Raw genomic sequence first — 22,141 nt, 5'->3', positions numbered from 1 at the left:
GGCTGTGTTATCGGCACGCTGTTGAGTTCTCAAAGAACACGCGCTCACCGGATCCTCACTCCGTTTCCGGAGTTTCTCTCTCGGGGCTTGTGTTTGAAGCTTAGCCAGTTCGTTTTCGCTTTGTCAAATCGGCCGTTTCGGCTTCTTCGCTGCGGCGCAAACTCGCTTCGCATTCAATTTTGCTTGGTTCAGAAGTTATCTGAGTGGCTTTCCCGGTGTCAAATCGGGGTCATTTTCAGATCCCGGACAGCACGTTAGGCCGATCATTTACTTCTGGGGGTTTGACGCCGTGAGACTCTACCCGGCCCGCTTCGCGGTGTCAACCGCTCGTTCCGAGGTCTCGCTTGCGACTTGGAGAAAGTTACTCACGGGCAGGACCGAAGTCAAATCGCCTGGTCAGCGGGCTGCTTGATCGGCACGGACGGCGTCGGAGCAGCCGGCTTGGCCCCGACGGGACGCGGGCGCAGCCACAGGGTGACGGACCGAAGTCCCTCCATCGCCTTCACGATCTGGTCCGGCGCGGCGGCCTGACGGGTCGCCACCGGCACCAGGTCGTAGCCCCAGACGCCGAACTCCTTGAGCACCGTCACCGGATCGTCACCGAAGTCGGCCGTCGCGGTCGCGGAGAACTCGAGGAACACGTGCGGCCTGTCGCGGCGCAACAGCCGGACCAGTCCCGCGAGAGCGCGATGTCCACGTCCAGGCGTGTCGACCCGGACGACGGAAAGCTTCATGCCCTGCACCAACGCGATCTCGTCGAGCTCCTTGTCCAGGCGCACGGCACGGACGCGGGCGACGTCGTCCCCGGCGTCGCCGGCCAGCGGCGACACCGACACACCACCGGTCAGCGTCGGCGAGGCCGCGAGCTCGCCCGCGCTCTCCCACGCCGCGCCCTCGACCACGGTCAGCCGGGACGCCACGGCGGCGGGCAGGTTCGCCGAGACGTTGTGCCTCAGCAGAGCGGCGGCGGACGCGTCCGGCTCCACGGCGACAACGGCGCCCATCAACCCGAGCCGCGACAACACGCGGATCGAGTGGTAGCCGACGTACGCGCCGACGTCGAGGAAGATGCCGTCCGGCTCCAGCACGGAGTCGAGCAGTTCCACGAGGTCCGGCTCCCACACGCCGTTGGACGACAACAGCGGGAGCATGAACGCGTCGTCGGAGGGCAGCCGCATCATGCCCGCGTCGCACAACACCAGTGACGAACGCACTCCAGGCGCGTCGCCGGCGGCCTCGTGCTGACGAACCACCACGCGGCGCAACGCGTCCGCGGTCTGCTGCGCGTGGTTGGCCGCGCGGATCGCCACGTCGAGCCGCGAGTCCCGTTCGCGGAACACCTCGACGACCTTGGACTCCAGGCTGTCGATCCGGTCCAGCGTGCGGTCGAGCGCCACGGTCAGCTTGTCGATCCGTTCGGCGAGCACCTCGTCCGACTTGGCGCGCTTGGCCGCCTCGGCGACGACCGCGTCCTCGACGTCGCGCTGCCGGCGACCCTGACCGGCCATGTCCGCGCGCACGCGCACGACCCCGTCGTCGACGCCGACCAGCTGGTCGGCGAAGTGGGCCTGCCGGGCGGCGACCTGCTCGACCTCCGCGCGCAGGAGCTCCAGCTCACCGGCACCGACCCCGGTCTTCAGCGCGTCCTGCCGGTTGACCAGCTCGGACACCGTGCGCTCGACCCCGTCGATCAGGGTGTGCAGCACCTGGCGCATGTGGTTGTCGTAGTGGTCCAACGCGCGCAACACGACCTTGCGCAGCGCGGGTGCCATCGGCGTCCGATGGGGTCCGTCGACGGTCGGCTGGCGCAGCAACGCGTGCTTGGCCGACTGGAGGGCGAGCATCGGGTCGACCTCGTCCTTCGGCTTCGGCCGACGCGCCCGCCATCCGCGGTAGGCGTGCTCGACTCGTTCGCGAAGAACCTCGGCGACGCGCGCAACAGAACGCACGGACAACACGTGCTCACGTCCGGCCGCACCCAGCGCCACGGCCGTGGGCAGGTCGTCGGCCAGCGAGCGCAACAGCCGCGAGGCCGCCTGCACATCGGGTTCGGAGCCCTGGTGGCACGGCACGAGAACAGCCGTCTTGCCGAACAGCTCGGCGACGGCGCCGTGGTCCGACGCCACGATCGGCACTCCCCGCACCGCGAGCTCGGCGAGGCGCAACGCGATCCGGTCGTCCGCCCCGCCGCGGTGCAACGACACCACGGCGTCGGCGCTCAGCAGCACGTCCTGGTCTTCGACCAGCGAGATCCGCTGGTCGGAGGCCGTGGCGAGGCGCAACCGCTCGGCCGCCTCGGGGTGCTCGAACGCGCCGGACACGGCGATGCGCAGCTCGACGTCCGTGCGGTCCGGGAAAGCGCTGAGGAACGCCGACACGGCACCGAGCACGTTGCCGGACCGGTCGAGGGAGTGGTCCGCGATCGCCGCGAACACCACCACATCGCCGGAAGAGTGCTCACGGACGCCGAGGTCCTGCACCGGCACGGGTACCACGCGCCCGATGGGGCCGCCGATGCGTTCGGCGGCGGCCCGCGACACCTCGGACGACAGCCACAGCTCGTTCACGCCCGCGCGGTCGTCGGCGGCCGTGGCGTCCAGCGCCACCTCGACGACGAACCGCCCGTCGGGCACCTCGTCGGCGGAAGAGGTGCGCACGACCACGGGATACCCCGCGGAGGTCGACACCGGCAGCCCGGACGCCCGCGCGGCGGCGAGCACCAGCTCGGCCAGCGGCCCCGACCCGACGACGGACACCCCGAGCTGGTCGAGCAGGGCGGGCCCCTCCGACCGGGGCTGCGGCACGGCGGGTGCCGGCAACCGGCCGGAGGCCACGCCGACTCCGGCGCACCACTCGCGCCAGGCTTCCGCGTCCGCGCCGAAAGGCGCCGGGAACTGCTGCTGGAGCGACGTGTCGGCACGCCAGACCGCGTCGGCCCACCGCGTGCCGCCGTTCTCCGTCCGCTCGCACGCCCAGAGGAGGAACCCCCCACCACCGTCCTCGCCGAACGCGGGCGGTGGCGTCGGCACGGACGTCCGGTAGTCGGCGCGCAGCTCCGAGGGGATCGAGGTGCCGTCGATCAGCGAGTCGAACCGGTACGGCACGGGCACCGGGGACCAGCCGCAGCGGACCAGCTCGGCGCGGTAGGCCTGGCAGAGCTCGGCGACCTCGGGGTGCTCGGACAACAGCACGCGCGGGCATTCGGCGAAGTCGGCGGAGAGCAGCCACGGGCGACGGGGGTCGAACCCGCGGAAGTGCACGGTCAGCAGGTCCTGGCCGACGACGGCGAGCGTCCCGGACTCGGTGCGGTGCAGCGGCCGGTCGGCGACGTTCCACACCGACAAGCCGACCCGTGCGTCACGCACGACGTGATGCGGCACGATCGCCGGCATGTCCAGCGATCCCAGGTAGGGCTCGGAGCCTTCGCCGACGGCGATGAAACCGGGGTCGAACGCGCCCAGGTCGTGCAGCTCGGCGGGTCCTGGCTGCAGGCCGTCCGACGGCAGCGGCCGCAGGGTGCGCGGCAGCAGCACGACCGGTGCGGTGCGCAACGCCTCCAGCACGAGCTTCGTCAGCGACCCGAACACCTGGACCCACGGGTCGAGGTACAGCACGGGCATGCCCTGCGACAGCAACGCCTCCAGCAGCCTCGGCACCATCGCGGCTTTCAGCCCGGCGGCGTCCAGCGAGGTGGCGAGCTCCCGCAGCTCGACCTCGGTGACACCGATGTCGAGGGGCGTCATCAGCCCGGGGCCGGAGTGCTCCGGCTGCGCGTCGACGACCAGCGCGACGAACCGGCCCTCGGGGTGCTCCGCGAGGAACGAGCTGGACAGGACCTTGACCGCGGGCAGCTCGGCCGCCGTGGCGACCGTGCAGGCGCAGATCGCCGGCTGGAACTCGGGTACCTCAGTCACGGAGAGCACGGATCTGCCTCACAGCATGGGAAGAAGAGTGCGCAACTCGTACGGGGTGACGCTACGACGGTACGCGTCCCACTCCGTTCGCTTGTTGCGCAGGAAGAAGTCGTAGACGTGCTCGCCCAGCGCCTCGGGGAGCAGCTCCGAGTTCTCCATCTCGGCGAGCGCCTCGCCGAGGTTCTGCGGCAGGTTCGCGTACCCCGCCGCGCGCCGTTCGCGATCCGTCAGCGACCACACGTCGTCCTCGGCGGGCGGCGGCAGCTCGTAGCCCTTCTCGATGCCGCGCAGGCCGGCGGCCAGCACCACCGAGTACGCCAGGTACGGGTTGCACGCGGAGTCCAGCGAACGGACCTCGACGCGCCGCGACGACGACTTGCCCGGTGAGTACATCGGCACACGGACCAACGCGGAGCGGTTCGCGTGACCCCAGCACACGGCCGTGGGGGCTTCACCGCCGACGATCAGCCTCTTGTACGAGTTGACCCACTGGTTCGTGACGCCGGAGATCTCGCGCGCGTGCTTGAGGATGCCCGCGACGAACTGCTTGCCGATGTCGGAGAGCTGGTACGGGTCCTCCTCGTCGTAGAAGGCGTTGCGGTCGCCCTCGAACAGCGAGAAGTGCGTGTGCATGCCCGAGCCCGGCTGGTCCGAGAACGGCTTGGGCATGAACGAGGCGCGCACGCCCTGCGTGATCGCGACCTCCTTCACCACGTAGCGGAACGTCATGACGTTGTCCGCCATGGTCAGCGCGTCGGCGTAGCGCAGGTCGATCTCCTGCTGGCCGGGCGCGCCCTCGTGGTGGCTGAACTCGACGGAGATGCCCATGGCCTCCAGCGCCTCGATGGCGTGGCGGCGGAAGTGCGTGGCGGTCTCGTGCGAGGTCTGGTCGAAGAACCCGCCGTTGTCCGCGGGCTCGGGCTCGCTGCCGTCGCCGGGCAGGCCCTTGAGCAGGAAGAACTCGATCTCGGGGTGGACGTAGCAGGTGAACCCGGCCTCGCTGGCCTTCGACAGCGTGCGGCGCAGCACGTGGCGCGGGTCGGCCCACGACGGGGAGCCGTCCGGCATGGTGATGTCGCAGAACATGCGCGCGGAGTAGTTCGTGCCCTCCGGCGTCTGCCACGGCAGCACCTGGAACGTCGCGGGGTCCGGCTTCGCGACCATGTCCGACTCGTAGACGCGGGCGAAGCCCTCGATCGCCGAGCCGTCGAACCCGATGCCCTCGCTGAAGGCGCCCTCGAGCTCGGCCGGCGCGACCGCCACGGACTTCAGGAAGCCCAGGACGTCGGTGAACCAGAGCCGGACGAACCGGATGTCGCGTTCCTCTAGCGTGCGGAGCACGAACTCCTGCTGGCGGTCCATAGGGCGCAGCTTAAGGGCTACCGACTCTCTACGATCAACGCATGTCCGCCCGTTGGTTGTCGGTTTGCGCACTCGCCCTGCTCACGAGCTGCACGTCAGGGGGAGATCTCCCCGATGGTGCGACCTTGCTCTCGAAGTCCTCCGAGTCCATGAGCTCGGTGAAGAGCGTCCACTTCACGATCAAGGTCGACGGCGAGCTGCCGGACGTGCCGGTGAAGGAGGCCGACGGCGACCTCACCTCCGCCGGGGAGTCCAAGGGCACCGCGAAGGTGACGTTCGGCGGGCAGCTGCTGGCCGTCGAGTACGTGCTGACCGGCGGGAACCTGCACTTCAAGGGCCCGACCGGCGGGTACAGCAAGCTGCCGGCGGCGTTCGCGGGGCAGGTGTACGACCCGTCCGCGATCCTGGATCCCGGCAAGGGCGTGGCGAAGGTCCTCTCCTCGGCGAAGGACGCGAAGACCAAGTCGTCCGGTGACGTGTCGGTGGTCGAGGCGACCGTGCCGAAGGACGTCGCGGCCGGGCTGGTGCCGGGCATCTCCGCGGACGTGAAGTCGACCTTCTCGGTCGGCAAGGACAACAAGCTCAAGAACGCGCTGTTCGAGCTGCCGGGTGGCCAGAAGGTCGACATCGGGCTGACGGACTTCGACGAGCCCGTCACCGTGACGGCACCCGCGTAGAGGGTGCCCGGGAGATGAGACGGGTCGCTCTCGCCGCGTCCGGCGCGGCCGTGCTGCTGGGTGCGCTCGACGCGTACGTCGTCGTCGGTGTCCTCACGGACATGGTGCGCGACCTCGGCATCGCGGTGAACGAGCTTCAGCAGGCCACGCCGATCGTCACCGGGTACCTGCTCGGGTACGTGGCGGGCATGCCGCTGCTGGGGCAGCTGTCGGACCGGCTGGGGCGGCGGTTCGTGCTGCAGGTGTCGCTGCTCGGGTTCCTGGTGGGCTCGGTCGTCACGGCACTGGCCGCCGACGTGCCGCTGCTCGTCGCCGGGCGGGTGGTGCAGGGGCTCGCGGGTGGCGCGCTGCTGCCGGTGACGATGGCGCTGGTGGCGGACCTGTGGGAGGAGCACCGGCGGTCGACCGCGCTCGGGACCGTCGGCGCCGCTCAGGAGCTGGGGTCCGTCCTCGGCACCCTCTACGGCATCGCGGTGGCGTCGTTGTTCAACGCGTTGCCGTTGTTCGAGGCGTGGGAGCCGCAGAGCTGGCGCTGGGTGTTCTGGGTGAACGTCCCGTTGGCGGTCATCGCGATGGTGATCGTGCAACGCACCGTGCCGAACACACGGCGTGAGGTACGTATCGACGTCGTGGGCGGGGTGTTGCTCGCTCTCGCGTTGTCGTTGCTGGTCGTGGCGCTCTACAACCCGACGCCGGCCGAGTCGATGCTGCCGTCGTGGGGCTGGCCCGCGTTGGCAGCGGCCTTCGTGGTGCTCGGTGCCTTCTTCTTGTGGGAACGCCGTGCTGCTGTGCGGCTCATCGATCCCGAGGGCGTGCAGTGGCGGCCGTTCTGGGCCGTGCTCGGTGTCTCTCTCGCGGCCGGGGCGGCGTTGATGGTGACGCTCGTCGACGTGGAGTTGTTCGCGCAGACGGTGTTGCGCCGCGACTCGGCGGCCGCGGCGACCCTGCTCACCCGGTTCCTGGTCGCGTTGCCGATCGGCGCCGTGCTGGGCGGGTTCCTCGCGTCCCGGCTGGGCGACCGCTGGGTGTCGTTCGGCGGCCTGGCCATCGCATCGGTGTCGTACGTGTTCATCGCGCAGTGGCCCGCCGATGTCAGCGGGGTCGTGCTCACGCGTGACCTGGCCGTCGCCGGCTTCGGGCTGGGCCTGGTCATCGCGCCGTTGTCCGGTGCCGTGCTCCGGGTCGTGCCGCCCGTCAGGCACGGCGTCGCGTCGGCGTTCGTCGTCGTCGCGCGCATGACGGGCATGCTCGTCGGAGTGGCGGCGTTGTCAGCGTGGGGACTCCACCGGTTCCGCGAGCTCACGGCAGACCTGAACACACCGCTGCCGTTCGGCGTCGAACCCGCCGAGTTCCAGCGGCGGATGGCCGAGTACCAGCGCGGGCTCACCGAGGCGCTGCTCACCGAGTACCACGAGATCTTCCTGATCACGGCGGTGATCTGCGCCGCCGGCGCGCTGGGGTCGGTCCTGCTGCCGGGGAGGCGTCAGCAGACCGCGTCCGTTTCCGGCAGCCGCAGGTCGACCAGGTAGTTCGTGCCCACGCCGTCCACGCAGCCGACACCCGCGAGGAACGCCGTGTGCTGGTTGCCGTTGTACGTCAGCAGCCGCGCGCCGAGGGCCTGGGCGAGGTCCACACCGGACTGGTAGGGCGTCGCCGGGTCACCGGTCGTCGAGATCACCAGCACCTGCGGCAGCCCTGTCACGGTCGGCGGGTGCGGTTCCGACGTGTGCGGGGCCGGCCAGAACGCGCACGGGCCGAGCGCGGTCTCGTCGGTCGGGACCGTGTCGTTGCCCAGGAGCTCCAGCAGCCTCCGGCGGTTGGTCTCCAGGGTGGCGCGGTCCTTGATCGGCGGTTCGTCGACGCAGCGGATGGCCACGAACGCGTCCTGGATGCGGCTGTAGGTGCCGTCCTGGGCGCGGCCGAGGTACTGGTCGGCGAGCTGGAGCAGGGTGGTGCCCCTGTTCTGCCGCAGTTCCTGCAGGCCCTTGAGCGCCGTCTCCCACAGCCGGTCGGTGTACATCGCCTGGATGATCGCGGTGTTGGCGTCCGAGTGGGACAGCTTGCGGTCGCCGACCTGCAGCGGGGTCTTCTTGAGCGGCTCGATCAGCTGCCGGAACCTGGACTCCGCCGTGGTCGTGTCCCTCCCGAGGGGACAGTCGCGCTGGGCGCACCAGCCCGCGAACCGCTGGAAGGACTCCTCGAAGCCCTGCGCCTGACGTGCCGACGCGGCCACCTTGTCGCCGTTGACCTCCACCGCGCCGTCGAGCACCATCGCGCGCACGTTGCGGGGGAACATCTCGGCGTACAGCGTGCCGATGCGCGTGCCGTAGGAGTAGCCGAGGTAGCTCAGCTTCTTCTCCCCCAGCGCGGCACGCAGCACGTCGACGTCGCGCACGACGTCACGGGTGCCGACGTTGCGCAGGAGGTCGAGGCCGCTGCGTTCGGCGCAGCGGTCGACGAAGAACTTGTTCTCCTGCTCGGTCTGGTTCGCGCTCTCGCCCTTGGGCCGCAACCGTTGCGCGTCGCGTTCGGCGTCGGTCAGGCACTGCACGCGGGGCTGGCTCGCCCCGACGCCGCGCGGGTCGAAGCCCACCACGTCGAACCGCTTGCCGACCGGGTTGCCCGGCTGCATGTTCGCGACGTGCGCCATGCCCGACCCGCCGGGACCGCCGGGGTTCAGCACGAGAGAACCGACCCTGCGGTCCTTTTCGGTCGCAGGACGGCGCAGCAGCCCGACCGTGATCGTCCCGGCGTCCGGTTTCGCGTAGTCGAGCGGGACCTGCAACCGCGAGCACTGGATGCCCTCGCGCTCGAACAACCCCTTGCTCTTCGCATCGGTCGCGTAGGGCTGGCACGCGCCCCACGACAACACCTGCGAGTAGAAGCGCTCAATGCCCTTGCGACCGGCGACGGGCGAGCCGTCGATGCGCGCGTAGGACGTGGACGTGCCGAGTACGACGATCAAGGCGAACAGGGCCGCGGTGACTCGGGATCGCCTCTTCGTCATTAGGCGCACCGGGTTCCGTCGGCGGGCAACGTCTGGTCGACCAGGTACTTCACGCCGGCCGCGTCCACGCACGGGTCGCCCTGCAGGAAGACCGTGTGCTGCACGCCTTCGAACGTGAGCAGCCGCGAGTTGAGCGCCTTGGCCAGGTTCACGCCCGCCTCGTACGGCGTCGCGGGGTCACCGGTCGTCGAGATGACCAGCAGCGGCGGGATGCCGTCGGCCTTCGGCGGCGCGGGCGTGGCCGACACCGGGGCCGGCCAGAACGCGCACGCGTCGAGCGCCGCGCCGGGCGGGTTGCCGTCGTCGAGGAACGGCGCCGCCGCCTTGTACTGCTTCTGCGTCTCGAGCAGGGCGTTCTTGTCCGTGAGCCGCGGGTCGTCGACGCAGTGCACGGCGTTGAAGGCGTCCGTGATGGTCGAGTACTCGCCCTGCTCGTCGCGGTCGAAGTACGCGTCGGCCAGGCGCAGCAGCGTGGTGCCCTTGCCGTTCTTGAGCTCGTCGAGGCCGTTGACCAGCAGCGGCCACAGCTGTTCCGAGTACATCGCCTGGATCGCGGCGGTGATCGCGTCGTTGTAGGACAGCTTGCGGCTGCCGACGTCGACCGGCTTCTGGATCAACGGGGTCGTGAGCTGCCGGAAGCTCGCGTTGGCGTCGTCGCCGAGGGGGCACTCCCCCTTTTGGCGGCACCACTTCACGAACTCGTCGAAGGCCTTCTGGAAGCCGGCGGCCTGGGCGACCAGCGACGCGAGCTGGTCCTGGGTCGGGTCGACGGCACCGTCGAGGATGAGCGCGCGCACGTTCTGGGGGAAGGTTTCGGCGTACTCGGTGCCTATGCGCGTGCCGTACGAGTACCCGACGTAGCTCAGCTTCGCGTCGCCGAGCGCAGAGCGGAGGACATCCATGTCCTTAACTACGTCCCGCGTGCCCAAGTTGGCGAGCATTGCCGCCCCGAATTTTGTCCCGGCGGCACACTTCTCGGCATACGCCCTGTTCTCCTGCTCCGTTTGGGCGATTCCGGCCGGGCTGGTGTCGATGTCGAGGTCCAGGCGCTCGGCGTCGCGCTCCGGTCCGGTGAGGCACCGGACCGCCGGTTCGCTCGCCCCGACGCCCCGCGGGTCGAACCCGACGAGGTCGAACCTGGCCGCGAGGTCGGTCTTGCGGTAGGCGGAGACCATGCCGGCGGCCGACGCCATGCCGGACGCGCCGGGGCCACCGGGGTTGGTCAGCAGCGAGCCGATCTTCTGGCCGGTGGCCTTGTACCTGAGCACGCCAATCGTGATCGTGTCGCCGGTTGGCTTCGAGTAGTCGAGGGGAACCCTCAGACGGGTGCATTCGACATCGCGCTTCTTGCCGTATGCGTCCCTGCTGGACCCGGTCGTGGCGTACGGCTCGCAGTTCTCCCAGCCGAGCTTCTGGCCGTAGAACTCCTCCAGACCGGCGGGAACGACGCCGGCCGGGCCCGGCTTCTCGAAGGTCACGCCGGGCTTGGACGTCCCCTCGACGATCGTCGTGCAGGACGCGAGCAGCGGAATGACGAGCAACACGCTCAAGAGACGGACCACGACCCGATGGTATGGGAGATGATGAGGGCATGCCGCAGCTTCGGATCGCGCTCGCCCAGGTCAACGCCACTGTTGGCGATCTTGCGGGCAACGCTTCGCTGGTCGTGGAGTGGACGCGCAAGGCCCGGGAGGGCGGCGCCCACCTCGTGGTGTTCCCCGAGATGGTGCTGACCGGCTACCCGGTCGAGGACCTCGCGATCCGCACGTCGTTCGCACGGGCGTCGTCGGAGGCCTTGGAGGCGCTGGCCGGCTCGCTCGACGCGGCGGGCCTCGGCGAAGTCGCCGCCGTCGTCGGGTACCTGGACCGCGACTCGGAGGGCCCGCGCAACGCCGCCGCCGTGCTGCACGGCGGGAGCGTCGTGGCGCGGCAGTTCAAGCACCACCTGCCCAACTACGGCGTGTTCGACGAGCGGCGGTACTTCGAGCCCGGCTCGTCGCTCGACGTCGTGCGGGTCAACGGCGTCGAGGTCGGCCTGGTCATCTGCGAGGACCTCTGGCAGGACGGCGGCCCGATCACGGCGCTCGGCGAGGCCGGCGTCGACGTGGTGGTCTCGCCCAACGCCTCGCCCTACGAGCGCAAGAAGGACGACCAGCGGCTGCCCCTGGTCGCGCGCCGTGCGGCCGAGGCCCGCGCGCCCCTCGCCTACTGCAACCTCGTCGGCGGCCAGGACGAGCTGGTGTTCGACGGCGACTCGCTCGTCGTGTCGGCCGAGGGCCAGCTGATCGGACGGGCGCCGCAGTTCGTCGAGCACCTGATGTTCGCCGACTTCGACGTGCCCGGCGGCCTCGAGTACGCCGAGGGCCCGGTCAGGGGCTTCGAGGTGCGCCGTGTCGCCCTCTCCGACGCCGGTCCCGCCTACGAGCCGCTGCCCGCGCCGCGCGTGTTCGAGCCGCTGTCCGACGAGGCGGAGGTGTGGCACGCCCTCGTGACGGGTCTGCGCGACTACGTGCACAAGAACGGCTTCCGGTCCGTTGTGCTCGGTCTGTCCGGTGGCATCGACTCGGCCGTTGTCGCTGCTCTGGCCGTGGATGCTCTCGGTGCCGACGCGGTCTACGGCGTCTCGATGCCGTCGTCCTACTCCTCGGAGCACTCGCGCTCGGACGCCTCGGACATGGCCGCCCGCACCGGCCTGCACTTCACCACCGAGCCGATCGGCGAGATGGTGTCGGTGTACGTGGACCAGCTGAAGCTGACCGGCCTGGCCGAGGAGAACATCCAGGCCCGGTGCCGCGGCATGCTGCTGATGGCGTTGTCCAACCAGCACGGCCACCTCGTCCTCGCGACCGGCAACAAGTCCGAGCTCGCGGTCGGCTACTCGACCATCTACGGCGACGCCGTCGGTGGCTACGCGCCGATCAAGGACGTGCTGAAGACCCTGGTCTGGGACCTCGCCCGGTGGCGCAACGCCGAGGCGGAGAAGCGCGGCGAGACCCCGCCGATCCCGGAGAACTCGATCTCCAAGCCACCGTCGGCCGAGCTGCGCCCCGGCCAGGTCGACACCGACTCGCTGCCGGACTACGAGCTGCTCGACGACCTGCTCGACGACTACGTCGAGGGCGACAGGGGCTACGACGACCTGCTGGCCGCCGGGTTCGCGCCGGAGCTCGTGGACCGGGTGCTGCGGATGGTGGACAGGGCCGAGTACAAGCGGCGCCAGTACCCGCCGGGCACGAAGATCTCGAACAAGGCTTTCGGGCGGGACCGGCGGCTGCCGATCACGAGCGGGTGGCGCGAGGGCTGAGCCCGCACCACGGCAGGAGTGGAGCCTGCTCCACCGCGCGGCAGCGGCGCGTCCGGCTACGTTTTCGGCATGAAACGGATCTGGGCCGCGTTCGTCTACCTGGCGACGGGGCTGCTGACGGCCATCGTGTCGTGGCTTTCGGTCGGCGTCTTCCTGCTGTCCGTGGTCGTCCTGCCGTTGCTGCCCGTCACCGCGCCGCACCTGCGCCGGATCGTGGACTTCGACCGGTTGCGGCTCGCCCGCTACACCGGGGAGCGGCTGCCGTCGCCGCCGCCGCTCGACGGGCCGTGGCTGCTCAGGGCCCAGCGGGTGCTGGCCGATCCGGACGGCCGGCGGGACGGGATCTGGCTGATCGCGCACGCGGTGTTCGGCACGGTGTTCGGGGCGGTCGCGATCGGTGTCTCCGGGGCGCTCCTCCAGCAGCCGTTCGCATTCCTGACCTGGTGGTTCATCCCGGGTGGTGTCGAGAACTCCTTCGGCCTCCGCGTCGACTCGTGGCCGAAGGCGTTCCTGAGCGTGCCGATCGCGGTCGTGCTCGCGCTGATCGTCACCCAGCTGCCGCGGCTGGCGGACCTGGACGCGGTGTGGGCGCGCAAGCTGCTGTCGCCGCCGAAGGCCTCGCTGGAGAAGCGGCTGGCCGAGGTCGTCGCCACGCGGGCCGCCGCGTTGCAGGCGCACGGGGCCGAGTTGAGGCGGATCGAGCGCAACCTGCACGACGGGACGCAGAACAAGCTGGTCGGCGTCGTGATGATGCTCGGCATCGCGGAACGCACGCTCGAGCAGAACCCCGACAACGCGTTGCAGGCTCTGCTGCGGGCGCAGGACGCGGCCGGGGACGCGCTGGAGGAGCTGCGCAACGTCGTGCGCAGCATCCACCCGCCCGTGCTGGAGGACCTGGGGCTCGACGGGGCGATCCAGGCCCTCGCCGCCCGGTGCCCGGTGCCGTGCGTGCTCACGGCCGAACACCTCGGACGGCTGCCCGCGGCGGTGGAGGCCGCCGCGTACTTCGCGGTGGCCGAGGCGCTCACGAACGTGGCCAAGCACAGCGGCGCCCGGCACGCGTGGGTCAGCCTCGGCGTGAACGACGACAAGCTGGTCGTCGTGGTCCACGACGACGGCAAGGGCGGTGCGGACGAGAAGCAGGGCACCGGCCTGGAGGGCATCCGGGGACGGGTCGCGGCGCTGGACGGCACCGCGGAAGTGAGCAGTCCCGAGGGTGGCCCTACCGTTCTCACCGTCGTGCTACCTGTGGGGAAGTGACCTATGCGCATCGTGATCGCCGAAGACGACGCTCTGCTCCGTGAAGGGCTGACGTTGTTGTTGCGCAACGAAGGCATCGAAGTCGCTGCGGCGACGGACAACCCGGACGACTTCCTCGACGCCGTGGCCGAGCACGAGCCGGACATCGCCGTGGTCGACGTGCGGATGCCGCCGACGTTCACCGACGAGGGCCTGCGGGCCGCCGTGGAGGCACGCCGCAGGCATCCGAAGCTGGCCGTGCTGGTCCTCAGCGCGTGGGTCGAGCAGAGCTATGCGCACGAACTGCTCGCCGGCACCAACGGCGGCGTCGGCTACCTGCTCAAGGAACGCGTCGGCAAGGTCGCGGACTTCCTCGAGTCGCTGCACCGCGTCGCGAACGGCGGCACGGCGCTCGACCCCGAGGTCGTGTCGCAGCTACTGGTGCGGCGCAAGGCCGACGACGCGCTCAGCGTGCTGTCACCGCGTGAGCGCGAGGTCCTCGGGCTGATGGCGGAAGGTCTGTCGAACACCGCCATCGGCGAGAAGCTCGTCCTCAGCGCGGGAGCCGTGCACAAGCACATCGGCAACGTCTTCCTGAAGCTCGGCCTCAACAGCGAGGACGGCTCGGGGGACCGCCGGGTGCAGGCCGTGCTCGCGTACCTCGAACGCTGAGGAACTTCACAGCAAGCCGTGCTTGGTCGCGAACGAGGTGAACTGCGCTCCGGTGCAGGGCAACCGCATGCCGCTGTCGCGCAGCATGTCGATCAGGTTTCCCGCACCGGACTCCGCGATCTTGCCTTCACGGCACAACTGGGCCAGCAACCAGACAGTGCCGTGCACGTCCAAGCCGTTGGCACGGGCGACCTTGGTCGCCTTCTGGTCGTCGGTGAGCGCGATGCCGCCGAGCAGCTCGCTGACCGCGAACACGCTCGCTTCTCCGTGGTCGCGGTCAGTGGTGCCGATCAGTCTCGACCACTTCGCGAAGAGCTGGATCTCGTTCAGATCATCCAACGCCGCGACGTGCAGCCAGGGCAGGTCGAGTGCGTTGCGGAGCAGCGGACGGTCTTGGACTCCGTTGGCCATCTCGCCCTTGACGATCGCCGTGGTCCAGCATTCCTTGCCGCTCAGGAACTCACCGAGGACGTCCAACCGTTCGATCAGCGCGAAGTGCGACAAACACATCGTGTCCAGGACCAGCGGTCCGATCCGCGTCATGGAGCAACTTCGTCCTCTGGCACCACCGGCAGATCGCTCTCCACGAGCTGGCCGTGCATGAGCTCGACCGCGCGTGATGGTGTCACCTTGTTGCGCATCAGTGCGTCCATCACCGCCGTCGCGTAGCGACGGGGCACCCTGGTCGATTCCAGATCGGGTTGAGGGGCCCACCCGATCGCGTTCGAGAGCTCCGCCTTCGTGGGCCTCTGCTGACGCCACGCCTGAGCCTCGGCAGGGCCGATCACGCCGACGTGCACGGCCTGGTGCGTCGCCAACGACCACGACGTGCGGTAGCGAGCAGCGAGCTCGACCAGGCTCCCGCGTCCGTCCACCTCTGCCACCACGTCCGACGGGAGCAAGAGCTCGGCCGCGAACGCGTCGATGACCGACTCCCGGTCGCGTCTGGACGCGTTGACGCCGATGTCGTTGGAGTACTCGTCGCCGAGCACCATGTGTCCGAGTTCGTGTGCCGCCGTCGCCCGGCGCCGGCCCGGGTCTGCCGAACGGCTGACCACCGCCACCGCCAGCTCGTCGTCGACCACCATCGACGCACCATCACCCGGGAGGTCAGCGACCAGCACGAACTGCCCTGCCTGCTCGCAGACGTCCATGAGGGTGGGAATCGGGTCGAGCCCCAGCTGGAAGTGCGTCCTGAAACGCGAGGAAACGAGCCTTGCCTCGTCTTCGTCGGCCGCACCCCCGGACCGGTAGATCTTCGACGCGGAGAGTGAGCCGAAGCCGAGCAGCTGCTGAACGTCCCGCGCCCAGGCTTCCAGCCGCGCTTCCAGGCGGTAGGCCTGTCGCCCCGCATCCGTGGTGGTGTCTTCGCTCAGATCCGCACGCCTGGACAACACGGCTGGGGCGCGGTGGAGGAAGTAGTCCAGCGGGACGTCGAGTGCGCCGGCGAGCCTGGTGAGTTCCAGAGCGTCGACCTTGCGCGTGCCGGCCTCGATCTTCGCCACCATGGTCCGGTCGAGCGACAACGCCGCAGCGAGTTCGGCTTGGGAGAGCCCGGCGCCGATTCGGGCGTCGCGCACCCGCTCGCCCACCTCGCTCCACTCCCGCGCTTCCGCCATGGTGCGATTTTCGCACGGTTCGGCAGCCGCGGCACACCTGATCACCGGATCAGGCGTCACCGGGGCCGGACGAACGGGAAGAGCACCGTCTGCCGGATCGACGTGCCGGTCAGCATCATCAGCAACCGGTCGACACCCAGGCCGAGCCCGCCCGTCGGCGGCATGCCGTGCTCCAGCGCCCGCAGGAAGTCCTCGTCCAGCTCCATCGCCTCGACGTCACCGGACGCGGCCTTGAGCGACTGCGCCTCCAGCCGGCGCCGCTGCTCCAGCGGGTCGGTCAACTCCGAGTAGGCCGTGCCGATCTCCGCCCCGAACGCCACGAGGTCCCAGCGCTCGGCCAGGCGCGGGTCGGCGCGGTGCTGCCGGGTCAGCGGGGACACCGAGGTCGGGAAGTCGACGTAGAAGGTCGGGCCGACGGTGGTGGCCTCGACGAACGAGTCGTACGCCTCCTGCACGAGCTGCCCGTGGTCCCAGTCCTCGTTGACCTCCACGCCGCGGGACGACAGCAGTGAGCGCAGCTCCGGGACGGACGTGTCCGGTGTGACGGAGGCGTCCAGAGCCGTGGAGACCGCCGTGTAGACCGGAACCACCGGCCACTCCCCCGAGAGGTCGAACGCGCCCTCCGGGCGATGGGCGACCTCTTCGCCGAACGCTTCCCTCGCCGCGTGCTGGATCAGCTCGCGCACGAGGTCCAGCATGACCCGGTAGTCCGCATAGGACTGGTAGGCCTCCAGCATCGTGAACTCGGGGTTGTGCGTGGCGTCCGCGCCCTCGTTGCGGAAGTTGCGGTTCAGCTCGAACACCCGGTCCACGCCCGCGACGCAGAGCCGTTTCAGGTACAGCTCCGGCGCGATCCGCAGGTACATCCGCATGTCGTAGGCGTTGATGTGCGTGACGAACGGCCGGGCGTTCGCACCGCCGTGCACCGCCTGCAGCATCGGCGTCTCGACTTCGAGGTACGAGTGCGAGTGCAGGAACTCGCGCACGGCGCGGATCACGTCGCTGCGCAGCTTCAGCAGGTGGGCGGAGTCGGGGTTCACGACCAGGTCGAGGTAGCGCTGGCGGACGCGCGCCTCCGGGTCGGTGAAGCCCTTGCGCTTGTCCGGCAACGGGTGCAGGCACTTCGCGGTCATCGTCCACGACGACGCCAGCACGGAGATCTCGCCGTGGTCGGACTTGACCACCTTCCCGGTGACGCCGACGTGGTCGCCGAGGTCGACGTCGGACTTCCACGACGCCAGCGCGTCGCCCAGCGAGTCGACCGACAGCATCAGCTGGATCTCGCCGCTGAAGTCCCGCAACCGCGCGAAGCAGAGCTTGCCCATCTCCCGCAGCGCCATCACGCGGCCGGTGACCGAGACCTCCTCGCCGAAGCGCTCCCGTGCTCCCGCGAGGAGGTCGGAGCGTTCGAAGCCCACCGGGTACGGGTCGACGCCCGCCGCCACCAGCCGGTCGACCTTCGCGATCCGCACCCGGACCTGCTCGGGGCGGCGGACGGCCTTCGGCTCGACCCGGATCGCGTCGATCTCGGCGACCTTGGCCGCGAACTCGTCGCTGACGTCCGTCTTCTGCAACGCCCTCCTGCGCAACGACCGCAGCGACGGCACGAAGCCCTCGGCCACGCCGGCGGCGATGCTGACCCGCGGCAACGACCGCGACCGGGCGTAGCAGAGGAACCGCGGCTCCCACTCCGGCAGGTACTTGGCGTTCGACCGGTACAGCGACTCCAGCTGGAAGAACCGCGACGCGAGCGACAGCACCCTCCGCCACGCCCGCAGCACCGGGCCGGCGCCGATCTTCTCGCCCTCCTCGAACACCGCGCGGAACATGGCGAAGTTCAGCGAGATCCGGTGCACGCCGAGGTGCCCGGCGGCCGCCGCGAGCTGGGCGACCATGTACTCGTTCAGGCCGTTCTCCGCCGCCCGGTCGCGCCGCATCAGGTCGAGCGAGACGCCCCGGCGGCCCCACGGCACGAACGACAGCAGCCCGCGCAGCGCGCCCGAGGCGTCGTAGGCCTCGACCATCACGCACCGGCCGTCGCTCGGATCTCCCAGCCGTCCCAGCGCCATCGAGAAGCCGCGTTCGGTCTCGGCGCCGCGCCACGCCTCCGCGAGGTCCAGGATGGACGCCATCTCGTCCGGCGCGATCTCGCTGTGGCGCCGCACGCGCGTGGTGTACCCGGCCCGTTCGACGCGGGAGACCGCCTGGCGCAGCCCGCGCCGTTCCGGACCGGCGAGGTTGAACTCGCGGACGTCGAGGACCGCCTCGTCCCCGATCTCCAGCGCCTTCAGCCCGGCTTGGGAGTAGACCCGCGCCCCTCGCTCGGAAGCCCCCAGCACGCCGGGCATCCAGCCGTACGTGCGCGCCTCGGACAGCCACGCCAGCACGGCCTCGGGCCACGCCTCCTCGTCGCCGACCGGGTCGGCCGAGGCCAGCGTAACGCCGCCGATCACCCGGTACGTCAGCGCCGCCCGGCCGGACGCAGCGAACACGACGCTCTTGTCGCGCCTGGTCGCGAAGTAGCCCAGCGAGTCGGGCTCGCCGTCGGCCGCGAGCAGCCGGCGCACGTCGAGTTCCTGGTCCGGCGTGATCATGCTCTGGGTGCGGACACCCCGGAGGAACACGTACAGCGCGCCGATCGCGACCAGCGTGCCGCCGAGGCCCAGCACCACGCTCAGCCACTGCGGGCCCTCGGGGATGTCGAGCCGGCCCAGGCGGACGACCTCACCCGTCGCCTGGTTCGCCGCCCACGCGAGCTTGTCGGTCTGCGCGAGGAGCCTGCCGGGGAAGACCTCGGTGAGGGCCCAGCCCAGCAGCACCAGCGCGACCATGCCCAGCACGAACGCCGCCAGCGCCTGCCGCCACGCGCCGCGGGCCAGCCGGGCGGGGAACGCCTCGCGCACCACGAACAGCAGCGCGGCGAACAGCAGCGACGTCGTCATCCCGGTACCGAGGAAGACCCAGTGCGGTTCCTCACCCGCCTCCAGGACTTCTTCAGGCGCCAGGGCCAGGATGACCATGATGAACCCGACCAGCAGCAGGCCCGTCACCTGGAACAGCAGCAGCGCCCACAGCGCCGCTCGCTTGCGCCTGCGCAGGGCGGCGCCGAGGACGAAGAACACCAGGGCGATGAAGAGGTTGCCGTCGATGGGCAGGCCGAAGAGGTACCCGATGCCGTCCGCGACGTCGGTGAACCGGCTTTCTTCCGGGAGGACGACCCTGAGCAGCGACAGCACTCCGGCGAGGTACACGATCGTCGCGATCGCGCCCGCGGTCTTCCACTTCCACGCCGGTGCCACATCCACTCCCGAGGTCCGCCAGTGTCGGTCATGATCCCCTCTTCGGCGGGCCGGGTGCATGTCACCGCGTCCGGGCGTGTTGACCGGCCCGTCGTGGTCCTGAGCTCCGGCCTGGGCGGGGCCTGGTTCGACTGGGACCGGACCGTGCGGCTGCTGCGACCGCTCGCCAGGGTGGTCGTGTTCGACCGGCCGGGCCTCGGGCTGAGCGGTCCGGCGCGGCGCGGGCCGTCGCTGGCGCGCGAGGTCGCCGTGCTCGACGCGGTGCTGCGCGGGGTGCCGAAGGCGGTCCTGGTCGGGCACTCGATGGCGTCGATGCACGTCGAGGCCTACGCCCGGCTGCGGCCGCACCGGGTCGACGGGGTCGTGCTGCTCGACCCGGACGCGGAGACGCCGGGCGCGGGAGCCCCGTTCGACGTGTCGGCGGTGCTCGCGCAGGGTGTGCGGGCGATCGGCAGCCGCTGGCTCGGCGCCCGGCTGACCCGGCGGTACGGGCACTCGTTCCGCAACCTGCTGACCGCGGCGTCCACGCTCGGGGTGACCGATCCGGCGCCCGCCGACCTGGTCGAACTGGTCTACCGGCGGCCTGGGGTCGGCCGGGCGGTGCTGTGGGAGCTCGCGTCCTACCCCGGCCAGGTGGCGACGCTCGAACGGCTGCGGACACGCCGGCCGTTCCCGCGCGTGCCGTTCCTGGTGCTCACGGCCGGGCGGAAGGTCTGGCCGGAGCACCGGTCGTTGGCCGCCCTCGTGCCGTGGGGACGCAACGTGCCGGTGCCCGGCAGTCGGCACATGATTCAGATGGACCGGCCGGACGCCGTGGTCATGGCCGTGCGGGAGGTGCTCAGGGGTCTGCCCGACCACTGAGCAGGCAGAACTCGTTGCCCTCCGGGTCGGCGAGGGTGTACCAGCTCACGTCGCCCTGACCGATGTCGACGTGCGTGGCGCCGAGCGCGAGGAGGCGCTCCAGTTCCGCGGCCTGGTCGCGGTCCGTGGCCTTCACGTCGATGTGCAGGCGGAGCTTCTGCAGCTTGCGGTCGGGGTTGCGCAGGAACAGCAGGGTCGTGCGCCTGTCCGGCGGTCCGATCTCCACGGATTCGTCGTCGCGGTCGAGCACCTCGTAGCCCAGAACTCCTCCCCAGAAGGTGGCGAGACGTTCGGGATCGGTGCAGTCCAGTACGAGTTCGGTGATTCGCGCTGCCACGTGTGTGACGGTAGCCGCACTTGCCTCCCGTTTCAGGTCGGCGGTGTCACCCTGGAGTCCGGCAACCGTGCACCAAGCGCCCGGGGACCCGCTGACGCGGGCCTCGAGGAAAGGACCGGTCGACGATGACCACTGCCGAAGTTCCCGCGCCCTACGGCTCCGGAGCGGGCCAGAAGCCCCCCGCCAAGCGCGTTCGCGTCCACCACCTGCGGGAGATGAAGGAACGCGGCGAGGCGTGGCCCATGCTCACCTCGTACGACACGTTCACCGCCTCGATCTTCGACGAGGCAGGCATCCCCGTCCTGCTGGTCGGCGACTCCGCGTCCAACACCGTCTACGGCCACGACTCCTCGCTGCCGGTCACGGTGGACGAGCTCGTGCCGCTGGTCCGCGCGGTGACCCGCTCGGTCAAGCGCTCCCTCGTCGTCGCCGACCTGCCGTTCGGCTCCTACCAGGTGTCGGTCGAGCAGGCCGTGGCGACGGCGGTCCGGTTCATGAAGGAAGGCCAGGCGCACGCGGTCAAGCTGGAGGGCGGCTCGTACTTCGCGCCGCACATCCGCGCGATCACCGCCGCGGGCATCCCGGTCATGGCGCACATCGGCTTCACCCCGCAGTCCGAGCACCAGCTCGGCGGCTACCGCGTGCAGGGCCGTCACGACAACCACGACGTCGTGGTGCAGGACGCGCTGGCCGTGCAGGAGGCGGGCGCGTTCGCGGTCGTGCTGGAGATGGTGACCGCCGAGGTCGCGAAGCAGATCACGCACGACCTGGTCATCCCGACCGTGGGCATCGGCGCCGGTCCGGACACCGACGCCCAGGTGCTGGTGTGGCAGGACATGATGGGCCTGAACCGCGGCAAGGCACCACGGTTCGTCAAGCGCTACGCGGACGTCGGGAACATCATGCTGGGCGCGGCGGCCGAGTTCGCCGCCGAGGTGCGCGGGCACCAGTTCCCCGGTCCCGAGCACACCTTCCACTGAGTCGTGCCCTTCAGCGGGTCCAGGCCTCCGGGTCTGGACCCGCCGGCACGATCCCGGTCGGATTGATCTGGTGGTGCGTCACGTAGTAGTGGCGCTTGATGTGGTCCCAGTTCACGGTGTCGCCGAACTGCGCGTACAGGCGCTTCGCGTACCGCCAGAGGTTCGGCATCTCCGTGAGCTTGTTGCGGTTGCACTTGAAGTGGCCGTGGTAGACGGCGTCGAACCGGACGAGCGTGGTCCAGAGCCGGACGTCGGCCTCGGTGAGCTGCTCCCCCACCAGGTAGGTGCGGGTCGCGAGGTGCTCCTCGATCCGGTCGAGCTCGGCGAACAGGTTCGCGTACGCCTCCTCGTAGGCCTCCTGCGACGTGGCGAAACCCGCCTTGTAGACGCCGTTGTTGACGTTGTGGAAGATCGGCTCGATCCAGGCGTCGACCTCGTCCCGGAGGTGCTGCGGGTAGAGGGTGCTCTCCGGGCGCCACTTCAGGCTGAAGTCCAGGGTGATCTGCGGGTAGTCGTTGGTGACGACCTGCCCGGTGGTCGTGTCGACCAGCGCCGGGACCGTGACGCGGCCCTCGTAGCGCTCGTCGGCGTTGTCGTAGGCCTGCTTGAGGTAGTCGATGCCGAGGACCGGGTCGGTCTCGGGGAAGCGCCAGCCGCGGTCGTCGCGGATCGGGTCGACGACCGCCAGCGAGATCGCCTCCTCGAGACCGAGGAACTTGCGCACGACGACCGCGCGGTGCGCCCACGGGCACGCGAGGCTGACGACGAGCCGGTAGCGGCCCGGCTCGGGCTCCGGGCGTGCGGTGAAGCGGTTCGGCTGCCGGACGAACGCGCCGGTGGCCGACGTCTCCTTCGTGAACTGCGCCATGT

Annotated in this window: 15 protein-coding genes and 1 pseudogene; 7 read left to right on the top strand and 9 right to left on the bottom strand. The window is 70.3% G+C overall.

All coding sequences use genetic code 11. The features are described from left to right. Window positions 1-383: 383 nt before the first annotated feature. Both L6E10_RS40805 and glnA read right to left on the bottom strand, forming a co-directional pair. Window positions 384-3,914, bottom strand: a complete 3,531-nt coding sequence (locus L6E10_RS40805; protein WP_236220237.1) for an FkbM family methyltransferase — start codon at window positions 3,912-3,914, stop codon at window positions 384-386. Between the two features lie 18 nt (window positions 3,915-3,932). Further along, window positions 3,933-5,276, bottom strand: coding sequence for a type I glutamate--ammonia ligase (glnA, locus tag L6E10_RS15530; protein ID WP_236220236.1), 1,344 nt, complete (start codon window positions 5,274-5,276; stop codon window positions 3,933-3,935). A 41-nt stretch (window positions 5,277-5,317) separates the two neighbouring features. Between glnA and L6E10_RS15525 the strand changes: the two genes are divergently transcribed. Together L6E10_RS15525 and L6E10_RS15520 are read left to right on the top strand one after the other, a co-directional pair. Beyond that, window positions 5,318-5,953: an LppX_LprAFG lipoprotein gene (locus tag L6E10_RS15525; protein WP_236220235.1), complete on the top strand. Its 636-nt coding sequence runs from the start codon at window positions 5,318-5,320 to the stop codon at window positions 5,951-5,953. Between the two features lie 11 nt (window positions 5,954-5,964). Beyond that, a pseudogene (locus L6E10_RS15520) lies at window positions 5,965-7,482 on the top strand (MFS transporter); the annotation flags it as partial. Here the strand turns inward: L6E10_RS15520 and L6E10_RS15515 are convergent. Further along, entirely contained in the window at window positions 7,437-8,960 is a 1,524-nt protein-coding gene (locus L6E10_RS15515; protein ID WP_236220233.1) for an alpha/beta hydrolase, read from the bottom strand. The pseudogene L6E10_RS15520 and the gene L6E10_RS15515 overlap by 46 nt on opposite strands. Continuing rightward, complete coding sequence (locus L6E10_RS15510) at window positions 8,960-10,522, bottom strand: alpha/beta hydrolase (RefSeq protein WP_236220232.1); 1,563 nt, start codon at window positions 10,520-10,522, stop codon at window positions 8,960-8,962. Before L6E10_RS15510 ends, L6E10_RS15515 begins: the two co-directional genes overlap by 1 nt. A gap of 29 nt (window positions 10,523-10,551) precedes the next feature. Here L6E10_RS15510 and L6E10_RS15505 point away from each other — a divergent pair, with 29 nt between their 5' ends. The 3 genes from L6E10_RS15505 to L6E10_RS15495 all read left to right on the top strand — a co-directional run bounded on the left by L6E10_RS15505 (window position 10,552) and on the right by L6E10_RS15495 (window position 14,175). Beyond that, the gene (locus tag L6E10_RS15505; RefSeq protein ID WP_236220231.1) at window positions 10,552-12,264 is read left to right on the top strand and encodes an NAD+ synthase; all 1,713 of its coding nucleotides are present in this window, start codon (window positions 10,552-10,554) and stop codon (window positions 12,262-12,264) included. A gap of 69 nt (window positions 12,265-12,333) precedes the next feature. After that, on the top strand, window positions 12,334-13,524 hold the full coding sequence (locus L6E10_RS15500) for a sensor domain-containing protein (protein WP_236220230.1): 1,191 nt from the start codon (window positions 12,334-12,336) through the stop codon (window positions 13,522-13,524). 3 nt (window positions 13,525-13,527) lie between these two features. Next, window positions 13,528-14,175 carry a response regulator transcription factor gene (locus tag L6E10_RS15495; RefSeq protein ID WP_236220229.1) on the top strand — a complete coding sequence of 216 codons (648 nt, stop codon included), beginning with the start codon at window positions 13,528-13,530 and terminating at the stop codon, window positions 14,173-14,175. A gap of 6 nt (window positions 14,176-14,181) precedes the next feature. Here the strand turns inward: L6E10_RS15495 and L6E10_RS15490 are convergent, their stop codons facing one another. From L6E10_RS15490 to lysX, 3 genes are read right to left on the bottom strand one after another with little or no spacing between them, the layout of a single operon-like run. Continuing rightward, the gene (locus tag L6E10_RS15490) at window positions 14,182-14,718 is read right to left on the bottom strand and encodes a hypothetical protein (RefSeq protein ID WP_236220228.1); all 537 of its coding nucleotides are present in this window, start codon (window positions 14,716-14,718) and stop codon (window positions 14,182-14,184) included. After that, window positions 14,715-15,794 (bottom strand): ImmA/IrrE family metallo-endopeptidase, encoded by a 1,080-nt coding sequence (locus tag L6E10_RS15485; RefSeq protein ID WP_236220227.1) that lies wholly within the window; start codon window positions 15,792-15,794, stop codon window positions 14,715-14,717. The genes L6E10_RS15490 and L6E10_RS15485 overlap by 4 nt, the downstream gene beginning before the upstream one ends. Before the next feature lie 56 nt (window positions 15,795-15,850). Beyond that, window positions 15,851-19,153: a bifunctional lysylphosphatidylglycerol synthetase/lysine--tRNA ligase LysX gene (gene lysX / locus L6E10_RS15480; RefSeq protein ID WP_236220226.1), complete on the bottom strand. Its 3,303-nt coding sequence runs from the start codon at window positions 19,151-19,153 to the stop codon at window positions 15,851-15,853. On the opposite strand from lysX, the gene L6E10_RS15475 reads away from it, so the two are divergent. After that, entirely contained in the window at window positions 19,124-19,954 is an 831-nt protein-coding gene (locus L6E10_RS15475) for an alpha/beta fold hydrolase (protein WP_236220225.1), read from the top strand. The genes lysX and L6E10_RS15475 overlap by 30 nt on opposite strands. Here L6E10_RS15475 and L6E10_RS15470 read toward each other — a convergent pair. Then, window positions 19,932-20,291: a VOC family protein gene (locus L6E10_RS15470; RefSeq protein WP_236220224.1), complete on the bottom strand. Its 360-nt coding sequence runs from the start codon at window positions 20,289-20,291 to the stop codon at window positions 19,932-19,934. The genes L6E10_RS15475 and L6E10_RS15470 overlap by 23 nt on opposite strands. A 125-nt stretch (window positions 20,292-20,416) precedes the next feature. On the opposite strand from L6E10_RS15470, the gene panB reads away from it, so the two are divergent. After that, window positions 20,417-21,271, top strand: coding sequence for a 3-methyl-2-oxobutanoate hydroxymethyltransferase (gene panB / locus L6E10_RS15465; RefSeq protein ID WP_236220223.1), 855 nt, complete (start codon window positions 20,417-20,419; stop codon window positions 21,269-21,271). Window positions 21,272-21,281: 10 nt separating this feature from the next. Here panB and L6E10_RS15460 read toward each other — a convergent pair whose 3' ends face one another. Beyond that, entirely contained in the window at window positions 21,282-22,139 is an 858-nt protein-coding gene (locus L6E10_RS15460; protein WP_236220222.1) for a glutathione S-transferase family protein, read from the bottom strand. Between the last annotated feature and the right edge of the window lie 2 nt (window positions 22,140-22,141).

Source organism: Lentzea sp. CC55 (assembly GCF_021056325.1).
Taxonomy (GTDB): domain Bacteria; phylum Actinomycetota; class Actinomycetes; order Mycobacteriales; family Pseudonocardiaceae; genus Lentzea; species Lentzea jiangxiensis.
This window is presented reverse-complemented; position numbering and strand designations above follow the sequence as displayed.

Coding starts and splice junctions, on each gene's coding strand:
- glnA (WP_236220236.1), bottom strand. CDS start 5,276: ATGGACCGCCAGCAGGAGTTCGTGCTCCGCACGCTAGAGGAACGCGAC.
- L6E10_RS15525 (WP_236220235.1), top strand. CDS start 5,318: ATGTCCGCCCGTTGGTTGTCGGTTTGCGCACTCGCCCTGCTCACGAGC.
- L6E10_RS15515 (WP_236220233.1), bottom strand. CDS start 8,960: ATGACGAAGAGGCGATCCCGAGTCACCGCGGCCCTGTTCGCCTTGATC.
- L6E10_RS15505 (WP_236220231.1), top strand. CDS start 10,552: ATGCCGCAGCTTCGGATCGCGCTCGCCCAGGTCAACGCCACTGTTGGC.
- L6E10_RS15500 (WP_236220230.1), top strand. CDS start 12,334: ATGAAACGGATCTGGGCCGCGTTCGTCTACCTGGCGACGGGGCTGCTG.
- L6E10_RS15495 (WP_236220229.1), top strand. CDS start 13,528: ATGCGCATCGTGATCGCCGAAGACGACGCTCTGCTCCGTGAAGGGCTG.
- L6E10_RS15490 (WP_236220228.1), bottom strand. CDS start 14,718: ATGACGCGGATCGGACCGCTGGTCCTGGACACGATGTGTTTGTCGCAC.
- L6E10_RS15485 (WP_236220227.1), bottom strand. CDS start 15,794: ATGGCGGAAGCGCGGGAGTGGAGCGAGGTGGGCGAGCGGGTGCGCGAC.
- L6E10_RS15475 (WP_236220225.1), top strand. CDS start 19,124: ATGATCCCCTCTTCGGCGGGCCGGGTGCATGTCACCGCGTCCGGGCGT.
- lysX (WP_236220226.1), bottom strand. CDS start 19,153: ATGCACCCGGCCCGCCGAAGAGGGGATCATGACCGACACTGGCGGACC.
- panB (WP_236220223.1), top strand. CDS start 20,417: ATGACCACTGCCGAAGTTCCCGCGCCCTACGGCTCCGGAGCGGGCCAG.
- L6E10_RS15460 (WP_236220222.1), bottom strand. CDS start 22,139: ATGGCGCAGTTCACGAAGGAGACGTCGGCCACCGGCGCGTTCGTCCGG.